At 62.8% G+C, this 16,099-nt stretch carries 20 protein-coding genes; 9 read left to right on the forward strand and 11 right to left on the reverse strand.

Going from position 1 to position 16,099, the window contains the following annotated elements; genetic code table 11:
* Positions 1 to 223: 223 nt before the first annotated feature.
* Positions 224 to 1,096: an aldo/keto reductase family oxidoreductase gene (locus A9K71_RS01465; protein ID WP_066989878.1), complete on the reverse strand. Its 873-nt coding sequence runs from the start codon at positions 1,094 to 1,096 to the stop codon at positions 224 to 226.
* Positions 1,097 to 1,190: 94 nt separating this feature from the next.
* Here A9K71_RS01465 and A9K71_RS01470 point away from each other — a divergent pair, with 94 nt between their 5' ends.
* Positions 1,191 to 2,099 (forward strand): LysR family transcriptional regulator, encoded by a 909-nt coding sequence (locus tag A9K71_RS01470; protein WP_066989445.1) that lies wholly within the window; start codon positions 1,191 to 1,193, stop codon positions 2,097 to 2,099.
* Positions 2,100 to 2,157: 58 nt separating this feature from the next.
* Here A9K71_RS01470 and rpsI read toward each other — a convergent pair whose 3' ends face one another.
* The 3 genes from rpsI to A9K71_RS01485 all read right to left on the reverse strand — a co-directional run bounded on the left by rpsI (position 2,158) and on the right by A9K71_RS01485 (position 3,784).
* Entirely contained in the window at positions 2,158 to 2,634 is a 477-nt protein-coding gene (gene rpsI / locus A9K71_RS01475) for a 30S ribosomal protein S9 (RefSeq protein WP_066989448.1), read from the reverse strand.
* Positions 2,634 to 3,098 carry a 50S ribosomal protein L13 gene (gene rplM, locus A9K71_RS01480; RefSeq protein ID WP_066989450.1) on the reverse strand — a complete coding sequence of 155 codons (465 nt, stop codon included), beginning with the start codon at positions 3,096 to 3,098 and terminating at the stop codon, positions 2,634 to 2,636. The genes rpsI and rplM overlap by 1 nt, the downstream gene beginning before the upstream one ends.
* Positions 3,099 to 3,322: 224 nt before the next feature.
* Entirely contained in the window at positions 3,323 to 3,784 is a 462-nt protein-coding gene (locus tag A9K71_RS01485; protein ID WP_066989453.1) for a PaaI family thioesterase, read from the reverse strand.
* A gap of 148 nt (positions 3,785 to 3,932) precedes the next feature.
* On the opposite strand from A9K71_RS01485, the gene A9K71_RS01490 reads away from it, so the two are divergent.
* The 5 genes from A9K71_RS01490 to A9K71_RS01510 all read left to right on the forward strand — a co-directional run bounded on the left by A9K71_RS01490 (position 3,933) and on the right by A9K71_RS01510 (position 7,883).
* Complete coding sequence (locus tag A9K71_RS01490; RefSeq protein ID WP_066989455.1) at positions 3,933 to 4,754, forward strand: enoyl-CoA hydratase; 822 nt, start codon at positions 3,933 to 3,935, stop codon at positions 4,752 to 4,754.
* A 45-nt stretch (positions 4,755 to 4,799) separates the two neighbouring features.
* Positions 4,800 to 5,576 carry an AAA family ATPase gene (locus A9K71_RS01495; RefSeq protein WP_066989457.1) on the forward strand — a complete coding sequence of 259 codons (777 nt, stop codon included), beginning with the start codon at positions 4,800 to 4,802 and terminating at the stop codon, positions 5,574 to 5,576.
* On the forward strand, positions 5,573 to 6,094 hold the full coding sequence (locus tag A9K71_RS01500; protein WP_066989458.1) for a CoA-binding protein: 522 nt from the start codon (positions 5,573 to 5,575) through the stop codon (positions 6,092 to 6,094). Before A9K71_RS01495 ends, A9K71_RS01500 begins: the two co-directional genes overlap by 4 nt.
* A 158-nt stretch (positions 6,095 to 6,252) precedes the next feature.
* Positions 6,253 to 7,533: an O-acetylhomoserine aminocarboxypropyltransferase gene (locus A9K71_RS01505; RefSeq protein WP_066989881.1), complete on the forward strand. Its 1,281-nt coding sequence runs from the start codon at positions 6,253 to 6,255 to the stop codon at positions 7,531 to 7,533.
* 5 nt (positions 7,534 to 7,538) lie between these two features.
* Entirely contained in the window at positions 7,539 to 7,883 is a 345-nt protein-coding gene (locus A9K71_RS01510) for a cupin domain-containing protein (protein WP_066989461.1), read from the forward strand.
* 17 nt (positions 7,884 to 7,900) lie between these two features.
* Here A9K71_RS01510 and A9K71_RS01515 read toward each other — a convergent pair whose 3' ends face one another.
* The 3 genes from A9K71_RS01515 to A9K71_RS01525 form a co-directional block, all read right to left on the reverse strand.
* Complete coding sequence (locus tag A9K71_RS01515; RefSeq protein ID WP_082980293.1) at positions 7,901 to 8,608, reverse strand: transporter substrate-binding domain-containing protein; 708 nt, start codon at positions 8,606 to 8,608, stop codon at positions 7,901 to 7,903.
* Between the two features lie 25 nt (positions 8,609 to 8,633).
* Positions 8,634 to 9,872 carry a cytochrome P450 gene (locus A9K71_RS01520; RefSeq protein WP_066989463.1) on the reverse strand — a complete coding sequence of 413 codons (1,239 nt, stop codon included), beginning with the start codon at positions 9,870 to 9,872 and terminating at the stop codon, positions 8,634 to 8,636.
* Positions 9,873 to 10,004: 132 nt separating this feature from the next.
* Complete coding sequence (locus A9K71_RS01525; RefSeq protein ID WP_066989466.1) at positions 10,005 to 10,727, reverse strand: hypothetical protein; 723 nt, start codon at positions 10,725 to 10,727, stop codon at positions 10,005 to 10,007.
* A gap of 109 nt (positions 10,728 to 10,836) precedes the next feature.
* Between A9K71_RS01525 and A9K71_RS01530 the strand changes: the two genes are divergently transcribed.
* Together A9K71_RS01530 and A9K71_RS01535 are read left to right on the forward strand one after the other, a co-directional pair.
* Complete coding sequence (locus A9K71_RS01530; protein WP_066989468.1) at positions 10,837 to 11,181, forward strand: hypothetical protein; 345 nt, start codon at positions 10,837 to 10,839, stop codon at positions 11,179 to 11,181.
* A gap of 17 nt (positions 11,182 to 11,198) precedes the next feature.
* Positions 11,199 to 11,726 (forward strand): gamma carbonic anhydrase family protein, encoded by a 528-nt coding sequence (locus A9K71_RS01535; RefSeq protein WP_066989470.1) that lies wholly within the window; start codon positions 11,199 to 11,201, stop codon positions 11,724 to 11,726.
* A gap of 34 nt (positions 11,727 to 11,760) precedes the next feature.
* Here the strand turns inward: A9K71_RS01535 and A9K71_RS01540 are convergent, their stop codons facing one another.
* The 4 genes from A9K71_RS01540 to A9K71_RS01555 all read right to left on the reverse strand — a co-directional run bounded on the left by A9K71_RS01540 (position 11,761) and on the right by A9K71_RS01555 (position 14,860).
* On the reverse strand, positions 11,761 to 12,309 hold the full coding sequence (locus A9K71_RS01540) for an ankyrin repeat domain-containing protein (protein ID WP_066989472.1): 549 nt from the start codon (positions 12,307 to 12,309) through the stop codon (positions 11,761 to 11,763).
* A gap of 255 nt (positions 12,310 to 12,564) precedes the next feature.
* A complete protein-coding gene (locus tag A9K71_RS01545; RefSeq protein ID WP_066989474.1) occupies positions 12,565 to 13,170 on the reverse strand; it encodes a transglutaminase-like cysteine peptidase in 606 nt (201 codons plus the stop codon).
* A 266-nt stretch (positions 13,171 to 13,436) separates the two neighbouring features.
* Positions 13,437 to 14,051, reverse strand: a complete 615-nt coding sequence (locus A9K71_RS01550; RefSeq protein ID WP_066989476.1) for a PilZ domain-containing protein — start codon at positions 14,049 to 14,051, stop codon at positions 13,437 to 13,439.
* A gap of 170 nt (positions 14,052 to 14,221) precedes the next feature.
* Complete coding sequence (locus A9K71_RS01555) at positions 14,222 to 14,860, reverse strand: PAS domain-containing protein (protein ID WP_066989886.1); 639 nt, start codon at positions 14,858 to 14,860, stop codon at positions 14,222 to 14,224.
* 422 nt (positions 14,861 to 15,282) lie between these two features.
* Here A9K71_RS01555 and A9K71_RS01560 point away from each other — a divergent pair, with 422 nt between their 5' ends.
* The gene (locus A9K71_RS01560; RefSeq protein WP_066989478.1) at positions 15,283 to 16,020 is read left to right on the forward strand and encodes a rhomboid family intramembrane serine protease; all 738 of its coding nucleotides are present in this window, start codon (positions 15,283 to 15,285) and stop codon (positions 16,018 to 16,020) included.
* Positions 16,021 to 16,099: the final 79 nt, after the last annotated feature.

A 16,099-nucleotide genomic window follows, 5' to 3' on the forward strand; every position in this document is an offset into this window, starting at 1 on the left:
GAAACAGAAGTTCAGCAAGATCATGCCGCGCGTTGATGTCGCGCGGATCGCGAACTGCTTGCAGGATCGACAAAACAAGCCGCACTCGGGCCTCCTCTGCTACGAGAAAGCCTCTCAAGAATCCTTCTTTTGCGGCTTGGCAATAGCCAATCAACTTATCTGCGATTCCCCTGCCCTTGATGGGGAGGTCGCGCCGCAGGCGCGGGCGGGGTGCTGCGCCAACCTACGCCGCTTTCGCCACCCCATCCAACTCGCGCAGCACATCCGCCGACAGCTCCAGCTCCGCTGCCGCAAGGTTCTCGCGCAGATGCCCGACCGACGACGTGCCCGGGATCAAAAGGACGTTGGGCGAACGCTGCAACAACCACGCCAGCGCAACCTGCATCGGCGTCGCGCCGAGCCGCTCGGCCACGCCGGACAGCGTCGACGATTGCAACGGGCTGAAGCCGCCAAGCGGAAAGAACGGCACATAGGCGATGCCATGGCGCGCCAGTTCACCGATCAGCGCGTCGTCGTTGCGATGCGCCAGATTGTACTGGTTCTGCACACAGACGATGTCGCAAATCTTGCGGCCTTCCTGGATTTGCGCTCGGGTGACGTTGCTCAAGCCGATATTGCGCACCAGGCCCTTGCGCTGAAGCTCGGCGAGCTTGGTGATCTGCGCCTCGATGGAGCCCTCCGCTGGACCATGCATCCCGAACATGATGCGCAGATTGACGACGTCCATCACCTCGCGGCCAAGATTGCGAAGATTATCATGTACGGCCTGTTCGAGCTCATCGGCTGTGAAGGCCGGCAGCCAGGAAGCATCTTCGCCACGACGGGCGCCGATCTTTGTGACGATGGTGAGGTCGTCGGGGTAGGGCGATAGCGCCTCGCGGATCAGCTTGTTGGTGACGTGCGGGCCATAGTAATCGCTGGTGTCGATATGGTTCACGCCTTGCGCTATCGCTTCGCGCAGCACGGCGATGGCCGCGTCATGGTCTTTCGGCGGACCGAACACTCCTTTGCCTGCGAGCTGCATGGCGCCGTAGCCGAGGCGGCGGACCGACCGCTCGCCGAGTTTATAGGTGCCGGATTTGTTTACGCTGGACATCGGGTTCTCCTTCATTGTCGGCGAGGGAGATAAGACATAGCCGCTGTTCCGATAACCAGCTATATTCGGCACAGCTTGTACGAAATTTAGGACAATGGCGGCCGAACTCAACGATCTCCAGGCATTCATGGCCGTGGCCCGCGCCGGCGGCTTTCGCGAAGCAGCTCGCGCCACGGCCGGCAGCGCGTCAGCCCTCAGCGAAGCCATCCGCCGTCTGGAAACCCAACTCGGTGTTAGGCTCTTCAACCGCACCACGCGCAGCGTTGCTTTGACCGAGGCTGGTGCCAGCCTGCTGGCGCGGCTCGGCCCCGCATTGGGCGAGGTAGAAGCTGCGCTCGATGTGGTGAACGGCTTTCGCGACCGGCCCGCCGGAACGTTGCGTCTCAACGTGCCGATAAGCGCCTCGCGGCTGGTGCTGCCCAAAATCGTTCCGGGATTTCTCGCGGCCTATCCCGCCATTCGCCTGGAGGTGATCGCCGAGGAGAACTTTGTCGATGTGCTGGTGGCCGGCTGCGACGCCGGAATCCGCTATGACGAGCGGCTGGAGCAGGACATGATCGCGGTGCCGATCGGACCGCGCGCGCAGCGCTTCACGACCTCCGCCGCGCCGTCCTACCTTGACCGGCACGGTCGGCCGCAGCACCCGCGCGACCTGCTTGGCCATGCCTGCGTGCGCGGCCGCTTTCCGAGCGGGGTCATGACGCCCTGGGAGTTCGAGCGGGACGGCGAGGTGGTGCGGGTCGATCCCACGGGGCCATTGGTCGTCAGCATCGGTGGAGGCGTCGATCTAGCTGTCGATGCGGCGATCGCCGGCGTCGGCATCCTTTGGCTCTTCGAGGACTGGGTGCGCCCGTATTTCGACAGCGGCGTTCTGGAACCGGTGCTCCAGCCCTGGTGGCAAAGCTTCTCGGGGCCGTTTCTTTATTACCCTGGCCGGCGCTTGGTGCCGGCACCGCTGCGCGCCTTCATCGACTACATAAAAACCCCGGCCGGGCACTGGTGACGGAAACAAAAAAGCCGCCCGGAGGCGGCCTTTTCGAAATGCTTGGACTTCGCAGCGCTTAGCGCTTCGAGAACTGGAAGCTGCGGCGGGCCTTGGCCTTGCCGTACTTCTTACGCTCGACCACGCGGCTGTCGCGGGTGAGGAAGCCGCCCTTCTTGAGCACCGAACGCAGGCCCGGCTCGTAATAGGTCAGCGCCTTGGAGATGCCGTGACGCACGGCGCCCGCCTGGCCGGAGAGACCGCCGCCGATGACGGTGGCGACGATGTCGTACTGGCCGGCGCGGTTGGCGGCGACGATCGGCTGGTTGAGAATCATCTGCAGCACGGGACGCGCGAAATAGGTCGCGAATTCCTTGTCGTTGACGATGATCTTGCCGGAGCCTGGCTTCACCCAGACGCGCGCGATCGCGTTCTTGCGCTTGCCAGTGGCATAGGCGCGGCCCGACTTGTCGAGCTTCTGGACGTGGACAGGCGCGGCCGGCTGCGCGGCGGTCGTGACAGTCCCGAGTTCTGCGAGCGAGGAAAGCTCAGCCATTACGAGGCCCTCTTGTTCTTGGAGTTCAGCTTGGCCACGTCGAGCGTGACGGGCTGCTGGGCCGCGTGCGGATGCTCAGTGCCTGCATAGACGCGGAGATTCTTCATCTGGCGGCGGCCAAGCGGGCCGCGCGGGATCATGCGTTCGACAGCCTTCTCGACGACGCGCTCGGGGAAGCGGCCCTCGAGCAGCTGGCGCGCGGTGCGCTCCTTGATGCCGCCGGGATGGCCGGTGTGCCAGTAATAGACCTTGTCGGTGTACTTCTTGCCGGTGAACACCACCTTGTCGGCATTGATGACGATGACATTGTCGCCATCATCGACATGCGGGGTGAAAGTGGGCTTGTGCTTGCCGCGCAGATGGTTGGCGATGACAGTGGCAAGGCGGCCGACGACGAGACCCTCGGCGTCGATCAGCACCCACTTCTTCACCACATCCGCAGGCTTCTGCGAAAAGGTAGCCATGTTTTGCTCTCAGGTTGACCGTCCTGTCCGCGAACGGCAGGAACAGGCGTTTTTTGTTGCTTGAATTGACGGAGAGGCCAAGCCGTCCGGCAATAACAAAACGGCGGCCCTTGCGGCCGCTGTTTCGTGACGGCTTATAGGCGAGGGTGCCGGATGCGTCAAGCCAAGCGGAAACTCTACTGGCGCTGAAAATAAAGCAAAAACAATCAATTGGCGAAACGGTATTATTTTACCTCATCCATTCGCTTCGGCGGGATCGAATAGGTCCCGGTGGCGTGGGCCACCGTGTGCCGGTCGGCCCCGGCGACGATGTCGATGTCGAAGACCATCAGGCTCTTTCCGAGCTTAAGGATACGGCAATGGCCGTCGATCGGTCCGGCCTCGGCCTTGCGCATGAAGTTGATGTTGAGATTGATCGTCACCGAAAGCGCATCCGGCCCGGCATGGCTGAGCACGCACACATGACCGCCAATGTCGGCAAGCGTGAACAGGGCTGGACCCGAGACGGTGCCGCCGGGGCGCAGATGGCGCTGGTCGGCATTGAGCCGCACCGTGCAGCCGCCCGGAAACACTTCCAGCGCCTCATAGAAGGAGAACTGTTCGTTGAGCTGCGGATAGACGTTTGCCATCAGCGCGTTGACTTCGGCCGCGGTCAGCACCGGCTTGAGATTGCTTTGAGCGGGCATGCGCGATTCCTATATACGGGAAGTTCCAGACGGCGCGCCTGGACCAAACGGTGCCACGGAGAAAACACGTCTCGCGGCTGTTCTTCAATCGGCAGCATGTTAGTTCTGTTGCTCCATAACCCGGGACCGCTGATCGAGAGGTTCAAAAATGGCCGAAGTCGTTGCCATCAAGTCCGCCGTCGCCGACGGCCCGGTTCTTGTCAGCCAAGACAAGGGCGTGCTGCGCCTCACCCTTGCAAGCCCGCCGGCCAACGCGCTGTCGCTGGCGACGATGGCGGCGCTGCAGGCCGAGTTCGACCGCGTGAAGGACGACAAATCCGTACGCGTCATGATCCTGGCAGCGTCAGGCAAAGTGTTTTGCGCCGGCCACGACCTCAAGGAAATGACGGCGCACCGCGCCGAACCGGATCGCGGCCGCGCCTTCTTCGAAAAGACCTTTGTCGCCTGCGCAAAGCTGATGCAGACCATCGTTCGCCATCCGAGGCCGGTGATCGCCGAGGTCGACGGTCTGGCTACCGCGGCCGGATTGCAGCTTGTCGCGAGCTGCGACCTCGCCATCGCCTCGCACGAAGCGACCTTCTGCACGCCCGGCGTCAATATCGGCCTGTTCTGCTCGACGCCGATGGTTGCGCTGTCGCGCAACGTCTCGCGCAAGCAGGCGATGGAAATGCTTCTCACCGGCGAGACGATCGATGCGGCGACGGCCAAGGAGTTCGGTCTCGTCAACCGGATCGTGCCGCGCGAATATCTGAATCAGGTTGTCAACAAATACGCGCAAACCGTTGCTTCAAAATCGTCTTTGGTGGTCAAGACCGGCAAGGAGGCGTTCTACACCCAGGCCGAAATGGGGCTGGCCGACGCCTACGCCTATACCGGCCGTGTGATGGTGGAAAACATGCTGGCGCGCGACGCCGAGGAAGGCATCGGCGCCTTCATCGGCAAGCGCAAGCCGGAATGGGCCGACGAATAATTGACCCGAGAATGCAGCGCGCTTTTTCATGATTGAAGGTCCGACGTGGCTGCCCGCAAGCAACTGACGCGGCTGAAAGCGCCCTATCTCAAGCGCATTCTGCTTGAGTCTTCGCGCGTCGCGGATTGGGACGGATATCCATGGAGCCTGCCGATCTTCCGGGATCGCGAGTTCGAGTTCGAATTCACGTCGGCTATCACCATCATCGTTGGCGAGAACGGCACCGGCAAATCGACGCTGCTCGAAGCCATCGGCGCGCTGGCCGGCTATGACGAGGCCGGCGGCGGCAAAGGCTATATGCCCGTCGACCACTCAGGCGCCATCGACAAAAGTGGTGCTGCACTTGCCGCTGCGCTGCGCTGCCATTGGCTGCCGAAGGTCACCGCGGGCTGGTTCTTTCGGGCGGAGTCCTTTTACTCCGTGGCTCGTTATCTTGACCAGGCGGCGCTGGAGTCTGGCGGAGCGCCGCCGGACTTCCTGTCATGGTCGCATGGCGAAGGGTTCATCCGCTTCTTCGAGGAACGCTGCCGACGACAGGGCATCTACATCCTCGACGAGCCCGAAAGCGCGCTCTCGCCGACGCGCCAGATCGAGTTGCTGAAGCTGCTTCAGCGCATGGAGCGGTCCGGCACCGCGCAGGTGATCATGGCGACGCACTCTCCGTTGCTGATGGCCTGCCCGAACGCGCGGCTCTTCCGCATCAGCCGCATCGGCCTCGATCTGATTGATTTTCAGGACACCGATCATTTTCGCATGATGCGTGACTTCTGCAGCGATCCGGCTGCCTTTCTCGCCGATGCGCTGTATGAGGACGAGCCATGAATCACGACGCCTACGACAACAGCTACATTGCCGGCATTCTGAACTCGGTGAAGACCATTGCCATGGTCGGCGCCTCGCCCAACGACGTGCGGCCGAGCTATTTCGTGCTGAAATATCTGCTGGCCAAGGGTTTTTCGGTGTTGCCGATCAATCCCGGTCATGCCGGCAAGCAGATCCTTGGACAGACGGTCTATGCCAGCCTGGCCGACCTGCCGCATCCGGTTGACATGATCGACATTTTTCGCGGCTCGGCCGCTGTCCCTGGCATCGTCGAGCAGGTACTGAAGCTCGATCCGCTGCCGAAGGTCGTTTGGATGCAACTCGGCGTTCGCCATGACGAGGCCGCCGCGCGCGCCGAGGCAGCCGGCATCAAGGTGGTCATGAACCGCTGTCCCAAGATCGAATATGGCAAGCTGTCGGGCGAGATCGGCTGGACCGGCGTCAACTCCGGCGTGCTGTCGTCGAAGAAGCCATTGATGCGCAAGGGTTTCCAGAGTTTTGGCGTGCGCCAGAAATAGACGGACAACCAGGCGCGCAAAATTATTCCGGGGAGAAATGGATTTTCCCGGGCGTTCGCCGCAGATCGCACGCCGAAAGGTATTTTGTTCTTTGCATTCACGACCGCGCTTGGCCAAGAATGCCCGGCGATTTTCGCAAGTTTGAGAGGGAGGCTTCGATGACCCGTACGCCCGGTTTCAACACGCTCGCCGTCCATGCCGGCGCCAAGCCGGACCCGGCGACCGGCGCGCGCGCCACGCCGATCTATCAGACCACCTCCTATGTCTTCGATGACGCCGACCACGCCGCCTCGCTGTTCGGGCTGAAGGCCTTCGGCAACATCTACACCCGCATCATGAACCCCACGCAGGCTGTTCTCGAGGAGCGTCTCGCCGCGCTCGAAGGTGGAACGGCCGCGCTGGCCGTCGCCTCCGGCCACGCCGCCCAGGTCATCGTCTTCCACAATCTGATGCGGCCGGGTGACAATTTCGTATCTGCCACAAAGCTTTATGGCGGCTCCATCAACCAATTCGGCCACGCCTTCAAGAATTATGGCTGGGAGGTCCGCTGGGCCGATACCAACGATCCATCGACCTTTGAGAGCCAAATCGACGACAACACCAGGGCGATCTTCATCGAAAGTCTCGCCAATCCGGGCGGCATCTTCGTCGACATCGAGAAGATCGGCGACATCGCTCGCAGGCACGGCCTGCCGCTGATCGTCGACAACACGCTGGCCTCGCCCTATCTCGTGCGGCCGATCGAGCATGGCGCCGATATCGTGGTGCATTCGCTCACCAAGTTCATCGGCGGCCACGGCAATTCGATCGGCGGCGCCATCGTCGACGGCGGCACCTTCGATTGGTCGAAGTCGGGCAAATACCCGATGCTGTCGGAGCCTCGCCCTGAATATGGCGGCCTCGTCCTGCACGAGACTTTCGGCAACTTCGCCTTTGCCATTGCCGCGCGCGTGCTCGGCCTGCGCGACCTCGGCCCGGCGATCTCGCCCTTCAACGCCTTCCTGATCCTGACCGGCCTGGAAACCTTGCCGCTCAGGATGCAGCGTCATTGCGACAACGCAGCGAGCGTCGCCGCCTGGCTTTCCAACCATCCGAAAGTCGCCTGGGTGAACTATCCCGGACTGCCGAGCGACAAGAACAATGCGCTGCAGAAGAAATACTCGCCGCAGGGTGCCGGCGCCGTTTTCACCTTTGGCCTCAAGGCCGGCTACGAGGCCGGCGTCAAGTTCGTCGAGGCGCTGGAACTGTTCTCGCACCTCGCCAATGTTGGCGACACCAAGTCGCTGGTCATTCACCCGGCTTCGACCACGCACCGGCAACTGTCCGACGAGCAGAAGGTAAAGGCCGGTGCCGGCCCGGACACGGTCCGCCTGTCGATCGGCATCGAGGACGTCAACGACATCGTCGCCGACCTCGAACAGGCGCTGAGCAAGGTCTGAGCGCGATGTCCGCCTTTCTCGCGGTTGATCCCGAAACTGTCGAGCCGGAGGCCGGCGCGCCGGCCCCGGACCGCTTGATCTCCGGCGATCCGAAATTCCGCACCTGGAATGTCGAGGAGCGGGACGGCAGCCTTTATGCCGGCATCTGGGAAGCGACGCCGGGCAAGTGGCGCATCGTCTATGACGAATGGGAATTCTGCCACATCCTGTCCGGCGTCTCGGTGATCGCCGAAGACGGCGGCGACGCGCGCACGGTCAAGGCCGGCGACAGTTTTGTGCTGCGGCCGGGTTTCAAGGGAACCTGGGAAGTGCTGGAGACGACGCGGAAGGAATATGTGATCAAGCTGTGAAGCGCGCTTGCCGGCGGTTAGAGCAGCCGGTCGACATCCGCATCGGAGAAACCGAATCCGGCCATCAGATCGCGGTGCCAGCGGCTTCCAAGCAGGTCGCCCAGACCGTCATCGACACGCCGCCTCAACGCGTCGTTGCCTTTGGCAACCGCAAACGCGCCGGTGGCGGGCAACCGTTCGGACGCGGGAACGTCAATGACATCGGCCAGCGCAGCCGGTCGCCGCGCGATGTAGCCGCGATGCGCCATGGCAACGCTGGCATAGGCCTGCACCCTGCCGGTAGCCACCGCCTGCGCTGCCTCGGCCTGCGTGGCGAACACACTGATCCGCTCCGGCGGCACGCCATTCTCAAGGGCCGTCCGATGCTGGATCTGGTTCGATATCACGCCAAGCCTCGCGGAAGGGTGGCCTGCAAGAGAGCGATAGCCCTCAAGGTCGAGCGGGTTGCCCTTGGCAACCATCAAGCCGTCCGGCAGCGACCAGATCGGGCGACTGAAGTCCACCAGCTTGCTGCGCTCTTCGGAGATGAACAGGCCGGTGGTCATGTTCCAGCGGCCGTCGGCCAGTCCCGGCAGCAACTCGGCGAATTCGGTCTCGACGGGCGTGAAAGCCGTCGTTTGGGACATCGCGAAGATCTTCTCGGCCAGCATCGCGTCGCAGCCGCCGACTTTCCCGGATGCATCGGTGAAGCAGAAGGGCGGTTCCTGCAGAAAGGCGAATCTCATTTTCAGATCTTCGGATTATTGCGGTTCAGAAGCGCACCGAGAGCGCTTCCAATCCATGAAAATGATAGGTGTCGCGGAAGCGCGGCTCTTCCGTCAGGCCTAGATCCGGCAGCCGGTCGAACAGCGTCTTCAGCGACACCTGCAACTCCAGCCTGGCCAGCGGCGCGCCGATGCAGAAGTGGATGCCGGCGCCGAACGACACGTTCTTTTGGTCGGTTCGCGCCGGGTTGAATGTGGCCGGTCCGGCGAAAGCCAGCGGGTCGTGATTGGCCATGCCGAGCAGCAGCGCCACCGTCTCGCCGGGCTTGAGCAAAATGCCCGGAGCAGCTTCCATCTCTTCATAGGCATAGCGCAGGAACATGTGCAGCGGCGCATCGTAGCGCAGGCATTCCTCGACCGTGGCGGCATTGGCCTCCGGTGTTGCGAAGAAGCGGCGCGCATCGCCGCCCTGCGCGAGGATCGTTCTCACGGCATTTCCGGTCTGATGCACGGTCGCCTCGTGGCCGGCATTGAGCAAGAGGATCGCCGAGGAAACCAGCTCGTCCTCCGAGAGCTTCTGGCCGTTGTCCTGGGCCTCGATCAGCAGCGAAAGCAGATCGTCGCCGGGTCTCTTGCGCCGCTCGGCGACATAGCCGCGCAGGAACGCCGCGAAATCGCGCGCGGCGCGGTTGGCCGTCTCCTCGGTCTCGCGCGTGCGGCCGTGCATGTACATGGCGACCATCTGATGCGACCAGTCGAGCAGTTGCGGCCCCATCTCGACCGGAACGCCGAGCATCTCGGCGATGATGGTGATCGGCAAGGGCGAGGCGTAAGCGGGCAGAACATCGGCGGAGCCCGGCTCGAAGCGGTCGATCAGCTCATTGGCCAGAGCCTCGATGCGCGGCCGCAGCCGCTCGACCTGGCGCGAGACAAAGGCTCGATTGACCAAAGTTCTCAGCCTAGTATGCACCGGCGGCTCGAGCTCAAGCATCGAATTGGCTTCGATGGCGTCGAAGGCTGTCAGGTGCGAACGGTCGTCGCCAACCCCGCGGCTGTCGGGAATGCCGGCCGGGTTCTGGCGGCCGAAGCGACGATCGCGAAGCAGGCGGTTGACGTCGTCGAAGCCGCCGAAACACCAAAAACCGTAATTCTCCCAGAAGAAGGCGTTCGAAGCGCCGTGCAAGAAGGCGTAGGCCTCATACGGGTTCTGCACAAAGGCAGGTTCATGCGGGTCGAGGCGCAGTCGGCGGCTGACGGGATCGAACGTGAGATAGGGTGGCATCATGTTCGACCAATAGCGCGCCTTGCCGGCCCGATGCCAGACCGCATCGCCGAGCCGGTCGTGCCGATATATTGAGCCAGGCTAGCCGCTGGAGAGGAAGAGCGGGGTGGCGCGCCATGGCTCCGGCGGAGCGCTTCAGCGTCCCGTTTTCAGGATACCGGCCACCTTGGTGGCTATCGCGGCATCGAGCGCCTGCCAGTTCCCGAGCAACTCGCGCGGGAAGCGGTAGGTGAGGCTGAGATCGTCGCCGACCTGGATGTCGCGCTCGCAGGGGGCGAGCGATTCCTCGGCAGTTGGGCCGCTCAGGCAGCGGGCGACGAACGGGTCTTTGCCGGGGCGCTCGGCGACCGCCAGGACCTCGTTGAGATAGCCCGATTTCTCGGTGAAGCCGTAGAGCCTTGTACCGCCCGGGCCGGGCGTGCCCGGCGTGACGATCAGGGCGCTGTAGATTGGGGCGAAACGGCCGCTCATGTCGCGCGACATCATCCGCGGCTCGAATGACAGGAAGATGATCTTCCTGGTCGTGACGTGGTTGAAGTCGTCGCGCGCGGCGGTGCTGTAGCCGTCCATTTCGGGATAGCGCAGATAAAGGTCGAAGCGCGAGGCGATGCCGTCGCGCCTGGCCTGGTCGAAGCGGATGAAGTTGGCCGGCACACTGATCACATTGTTGCCCATGACGACCTGGCGCACGGTCGTGTCGTCGGTATAGCCGGCCATGGCGATCGACCGGCCGAGCCATTTGCCGCCGAGACTGATAGCCACTGAAAGCAGGGCGAGCGCCGCGAAGACGTAGAAGACCCGCTTCATCAAGGTCGAGTCGACAACCTCGAATTCCTCCGCGGCGGCTGCCTCTCTCATCGCGATTCCCCGATCCGCTCACCTGTCCTCAGGTGGCACAACTGGCGCGGCATGGCTCTTGCAGCGCGTCGGCACGACTGTGCGGTCTCATGGTAAACGGTTGGTAAAGATGGATCTCATGCTGCTCCCTCTCTACGCTTTTGCGGTCGGCCTGACGGCTTGCGGCCTCGCCGGCTCGGCGATGGAAATCGTCTGCGGCCGCCGGCTGGCCTTCGCCGATCCCTATGTCACGCCTGCCCATATTGTGCGCTCGCTCGCGGTGACCGCCTGCGCCGGCCCGTTCATGCTCACCAATGATGCTCTGGCTGCGCGGCGCGAGGGGCGCATCGGCACGCTTGCGCTGCTTTCCTGCGGCTGCACGGCGATTGCGTGGGCACTGGCGCTCGGGATCGTGCTGATCACCATTGCTTCCTGGGCAACGGGTCTCCTAAGCTCCGCCGAATTCTCGGCTTGAGACGAATCGGAGAAAAGATGCCGATCTATGCGATCGACGGGAAGGCGCCCCGGTTCGAGGACGCTGAAACCAATTGGGTGGCGCCCGACGCCACGCTGATCGGCGATATCGCGATAGGCCGCAATGCCGGCTTCTGGTTCGGCGTCGTCATCCGCGGCGACGGTGAACCGATCACCATCGGCGCCGACACCAATGTGCAGGAACATACGGTCATGCACACCGACCCGGGCTATCCGCTCACCATCGGGCAGGGCTGCACGATCGGCCATCGCGCCCTGCTGCATGGCTGTACGGTCGGCGACAACAGCCTGATCGGCATGGGCGCCATCGTGCTCAACGGCGCGAGGATCGGCAAGAATTCGCTGGTCGGTGCCGGCGCTTTGGTGACGGAAAACAAGGCTTTCCCGGACAATTCGCTGATCGTCGGCTCGCCCGCCAAGGTGATAAGGGTGCTGGATGACGCGGCAATCGAGAGGCTGCGGGTATCGGCCGCGCACTATGTCGCCAACGGCAGGCGCTTCAAGGCCGGATTGAAGGAGCTCTGAGAGCGGTTCGGTCTGCCGTTTCGCCTGCGGCCTATTAATTGCGTCTGGACATCGCCTCACGCAGCAGCGACGCGCCCGCTTCGAAACCGGCGTGGTCTGCACCTTCCAGGGCGGTTTCATAATCATCGATGCGCGTCCTGAGCGACGGATCCGCGCCCGACGCCAGCAGCAGGCGGATTGCCTCGGCGTCGCGCAGCGCCACGGCGTAATGCAGAGGCGTCCAGTCGTTGACCCCGCGCATGTTCGGGTCGGCGCCCTGCTCGAGCAGGATTTGGATAAGCTGCAGCCTGTCCGGCCGCTCGGTGGATAGCGCGGCGATGATCGACGGGAAGCCGGCGGGATCCTCGTAATTCGGATTCGAGCCTGCATCAAGCAGCGTGGCGATGAAGCCGGTCGGGCTCCAATAGATCGCATATTCCAACGGATGGCCGAGGCCGAGCTCGAACGGCATCCTCTCGTCGTACCATCGTGCGGAGCCGCCCAGCGCCTTGCCAAGCCCCTCGAAATCGCCCGCCTTGAAGGCGTCGTCTATCGCCTTGAACAGCTTGGCGCGCTCATAGCGGTCGTCAGGGATTTCCAGCATCGCCGTCCATCCAAAAATAAACGGCGATATTGCTCCGGTCTGCCGCTACGAGAAAGGCCCGCAGGCGGCGGCAAAAAAAGCGGAGCCGGCCCGGGGACAGGGCCGGCTCCTAAAACCCGGTCGTTGGGGACGGGGAGGGTGGGGACTCGACCGGGCTTTTTCTAGGCACGCCATATGAATGCGGCGTGCTTAATCTCTTCGTGTGTGCCGTTGCCCAAAAGCCCTGCGCATCTTGGGGCAGCATGCATTGGGGTCCTAGCGGACGCTGGCGACCGCGTCCTCGCGGCCGTCGTTGATCGAAACCCAAACGCCTGAATTCTCCGTCGATTGACGTTTGAGGTAGGTGTAGACCGTGTCGTTCCAGGCGAGCACTTTCGGCTCGAGATTGTCGAGGATGAACTCGCCGAGGCTGGTGCGCACCGTCAGCACCGCGTGGCCGTCGCCGTTCGGCTGGCGCACGACCGTCATCAAAAGGTCGCCCGCGGGGACACCGGCGGCCATCAATTCGCGGCGCTTCTCCAGCGCGTAGTCCTCGCAGTCGCCGAAACCGTTGTCGGGATAGGCCCAGTATTCCTCGACCCCGTAGATCTCCATATCGGTACGTGGCTTGACGCGGGTGTTGACCGAATTGTTGACCTTGATCATCGTCGCCCACAGCTTGCGGGTCAGCTCGACAGGAGACCCATTCGGCGTCGTCTTATTGCATTCGATGGGGATACGCTGGCAGAGTTCATAATGGCCGACGGGCTGGGTGGTGCGGCCACCCGTATGCATGAACAGCGGTCCCGCGCTTGCCGTGCCCCAGGCGGAAAGCTGCATCGCCATTGCCAAGAGCAACAGCTTGCCCCTCGTCATTTTCATTATGGTAGTCTCCCCGTTTGAGAGAGACTGTCCCACGTTGGGATTTATTTGACGCAAAAACCGGAAGTAGAGATTGAGTAAAACGCCCGTAGATTAAATATAAAATTTGAACTATCTCGACTGCGGATTGTTGAGAATTTAAACCGGCCGCCGCACCCGGATCACGTGGCGTCTCGACATGCCGCCCGGCTGCTAGAAGGCCCTGATCCGGCCAACAAAAAACCGGCCGCTGGAGGCCGGTTGGATGCATGTCCGCATCTAAGCGGTCAGGACCGCGGCGCGTTGAATTCCGAATCCAAGGTTTCCGGCCGCTGGATGACGGCGAACTCAATGGCGACGCCGTCCTCGAAGTGACGCACGACCTGGCCGCGCATCGTTCCCAGCATGACCTGCACGCCGATTGCTGGTTTGACGTCGATCTCGATCGCCGCGCCCGAGAGCGACAGGTCGATGATGCGGCACTGATACTGTCGCCCGTCGGTGAGCTGCAGCACGCTCATCGGATTGCGCGGCGCGACGCGCTCGTGGCGGCGGTCTTCCGGCAGGTCGAGCTCATGCTTGTTCGCAAGCCAGGTGAGCTGCGCGGCGAGCTTGTCCTTCTTGCGGTCCGAAGCGATGACGGTCATGGCGAAACCGTCCTGCGAGGTGCGCGTCACGATGCCTTCGATGCGACCGATGTGATCGATATAGGCAATGACCTTTTCCCCCGGCATGCCGACGCGATCGGTGCGCAAGGCGACATTGCCTGGCGACATGTCTATCACCTGGCACGCGTGTTCCGTGCGGTCCTCGAGCATGAAGCGTCCGTAGATTTTCACCCGGACACGCTGAAAATTGCGCCGCTCCACACGGGCCGGCGCAAATTCCGCCGCTGACCTCATGACTGCCTACACCCCGTTGGCATTCCGCGCGACGTGCGAGGAATTTCACCGGAAAAGCTACAGCAAAGCAGGTTAACAAACGGGAAAAAGCCGGCCCAAATGGGCTGGGGGCGGCCCCGCACGCAAGGCAAAGGCCTGGACCAGATCGGGGCAAAATCTCGCGATCCGCTCTACTCGTTGCGCCCGCCGTCGAAGACGACGAGATGCCGTATCCGGCGTACGCGGCCGAGCGCCGAAATGGTCTCGGGCGCGTCGAACTCCGTCGGCACGAGCGACGGAACATCGATCGCCGGCCGGTTCTTCAGGAACATCGGGTCCTTGTCGGGATCGATGACCCGGATCGCGTCGATCAGGGCGTCGGCGAGCGGGTCGGCACCAAGCCAGAACGGCCGATCCGCGGCGCTGACGATGCCGAGGCAGCGAGGGCTCTCGACGCCGCCATCGAGCGGCAGCGCCAGCAGCTCGAACTTGCTGGAACGACCGTTTCGGCTGAATCCTTCATAAGTCAGAAGCAGCACCGATTTCTGGTCGAAGACGCCGTGGATGAGACGCGACATAAGCCGCTGGTCCTTCTCGCGCCAGAGCGAGGGGAAGGAGAACCCTTTGAGCTCGCGGCCGTAATAGGCGCAGAGCCTGGTGCCGGCCAGCCGGAACACGGCCTCTCCGCGTGTGTCGCGCTCCAGGATGAACGTATCGGCCAGGAGCGTCTTGATGTCCGCCGGCTCCACTTCCGAGCGTTTCGGAGCAGGGCGGCCATCACGCAGCCGGTTCCAATATTGGAACAGCGCGATTGATCCGTTCTGATTCATTTCCATTCCGCTCCGGCAATCTGTCTTTCTTGTTGTCCCATCGGCGAACAGACAGGGCGCCCTCCGATGACTTTCATGCGGTGCGGAGCAGGATGCGTGCCAGCATCGTTAACATTTGTTCACGTCTCGGGGCCGTTAAGGTTAACAAGTGGTTTACGTTGCACGCCGACGGGGCCTGTGGCACATCAAAAACCACTCCAAAACGGTCGTTTCAGCAGCGATCGGCAGCACTTCAGTCAGTTTTCGGGGAGCAGGGGACTCGACCGGCCGTTCAGGGAAACCTGGACGGCTTTCTTTTGATTCGCGTCGCCGATCCAGGCCCTATCCGATTCAGCTTGGGGCGATTCGCGATTTGTGATTCGATCAGGCGTGAACTACATGCTCGGCCGAAATCGAGTCACCAGCCAGCTGCGAAGAGCGCCATGAGCGAGCCGGTAACACCGACCGAATCCGAATTGCAACCAGACGACGAAGCGCCGGAGCCGCGCCGCGAGCCGGTGTTCAACTTGCCGCCGGTTGTGCTGGCGGTGATGGGGATCTGCGCGATCGTCTTCCTGCTGGAGCGATATGTGCTGAACGACGACCAGCAAATGACGCTGCTCTACGACGGAGCCTTCATTCCGGTGCTCTACACCGGTCAATACGGCTTCGACTGGTTTCTGTTCACGCGCCCCTTCACCTACGCCTTCATGCATGGGGGCCTCGCCCACATTGCCGTCAACATGGTCTGGCTTGCCGCTTTCGGCTCACCGCTCGCCAATCGTTTCGGCGCGGCCCGGTTTGCGGTGTTCTACGCCGTAACCGGGCTGGCTTCGGTCGCGCTGTTCTGGGCCATGCACCCTTATGGCGAGATGCCGCTGGTCGGCGCTTCCGGCGCGATCTCGGGCATGATGGGAGCGGCGGCGCGCTACGGGTTCCGGATCGATCGCTCGTCAGGCCAGGCGGCCTTCGCCGGCGAGCCGTTGCCGATCGCAATCGTGCTGCGTTCGCGCGGCGTCATGACGTTCCTCGGCGTCTGGATGGTGATCAACCTCGCGACCGGCCTTCTCGGCTTTGCGCCGGGGATCGAAGGACAGATCGCCTGGGAAGCCCATATCGGCGGCTTTGTCGCAGGCTTTTTCGGCGTGCGTTTTTTCGATCGGCCCCAGCCGTCCGAGTAGCCCTGCGGCGCACTTGAAATGCAACCAATCACGGCGCACCATGTTCACCGGAACGTGAATGCCGGTCAGGGCAGGAGCC

It is taken from the genome of Mesorhizobium sp. WSM3873, assembly GCF_001672445.1.
In the GTDB taxonomy this organism is placed as follows: Bacteria; Pseudomonadota; Alphaproteobacteria; order Rhizobiales; family Rhizobiaceae; genus Mesorhizobium.

Excerpts from the sequence above, each read along its gene's own strand:
- A9K71_RS01465 (WP_066989878.1), bottom strand. The coding sequence starts at position 1,096 with ATGTCCAGCGTAAACAAATCCGGCACCTATAAACTCGGCGAGCGGTCG.
- A9K71_RS01470 (WP_066989445.1), top strand. The coding sequence starts at position 1,191 with ATGGCGGCCGAACTCAACGATCTCCAGGCATTCATGGCCGTGGCCCGC.
- rpsI (WP_066989448.1), bottom strand. The coding sequence starts at position 2,634 with ATGGCTGAGCTTTCCTCGCTCGCAGAACTCGGGACTGTCACGACCGCC.
- rplM (WP_066989450.1), bottom strand. The coding sequence starts at position 3,098 with ATGGCTACCTTTTCGCAGAAGCCTGCGGATGTGGTGAAGAAGTGGGTG.
- A9K71_RS01485 (WP_066989453.1), bottom strand. The coding sequence starts at position 3,784 with ATGCCCGCTCAAAGCAATCTCAAGCCGGTGCTGACCGCGGCCGAAGTC.
- A9K71_RS01490 (WP_066989455.1), top strand. The coding sequence starts at position 3,933 with ATGGCCGAAGTCGTTGCCATCAAGTCCGCCGTCGCCGACGGCCCGGTT.
- A9K71_RS01500 (WP_066989458.1), top strand. The coding sequence starts at position 5,573 with ATGAATCACGACGCCTACGACAACAGCTACATTGCCGGCATTCTGAAC.
- A9K71_RS01505 (WP_066989881.1), top strand. The coding sequence starts at position 6,253 with ATGACCCGTACGCCCGGTTTCAACACGCTCGCCGTCCATGCCGGCGCC.
- A9K71_RS01510 (WP_066989461.1), top strand. The coding sequence starts at position 7,539 with ATGTCCGCCTTTCTCGCGGTTGATCCCGAAACTGTCGAGCCGGAGGCC.
- A9K71_RS01515 (WP_082980293.1), bottom strand. The coding sequence starts at position 8,608 with ATGAGATTCGCCTTTCTGCAGGAACCGCCCTTCTGCTTCACCGATGCA.
- A9K71_RS01520 (WP_066989463.1), bottom strand. The coding sequence starts at position 9,872 with ATGATGCCACCCTATCTCACGTTCGATCCCGTCAGCCGCCGACTGCGC.
- A9K71_RS01525 (WP_066989466.1), bottom strand. The coding sequence starts at position 10,727 with ATGAGAGAGGCAGCCGCCGCGGAGGAATTCGAGGTTGTCGACTCGACC.
- A9K71_RS01530 (WP_066989468.1), top strand. The coding sequence starts at position 10,837 with ATGGATCTCATGCTGCTCCCTCTCTACGCTTTTGCGGTCGGCCTGACG.
- A9K71_RS01535 (WP_066989470.1), top strand. The coding sequence starts at position 11,199 with ATGCCGATCTATGCGATCGACGGGAAGGCGCCCCGGTTCGAGGACGCT.
- A9K71_RS01540 (WP_066989472.1), bottom strand. The coding sequence starts at position 12,309 with ATGCTGGAAATCCCTGACGACCGCTATGAGCGCGCCAAGCTGTTCAAG.
- A9K71_RS01545 (WP_066989474.1), bottom strand. The coding sequence starts at position 13,170 with ATGAAAATGACGAGGGGCAAGCTGTTGCTCTTGGCAATGGCGATGCAG.
- A9K71_RS01550 (WP_066989476.1), bottom strand. The coding sequence starts at position 14,051 with ATGAGGTCAGCGGCGGAATTTGCGCCGGCCCGTGTGGAGCGGCGCAAT.
- A9K71_RS01555 (WP_066989886.1), bottom strand. The coding sequence starts at position 14,860 with ATGAATCAGAACGGATCAATCGCGCTGTTCCAATATTGGAACCGGCTG.
- A9K71_RS01560 (WP_066989478.1), top strand. The coding sequence starts at position 15,283 with ATGAGCGAGCCGGTAACACCGACCGAATCCGAATTGCAACCAGACGAC.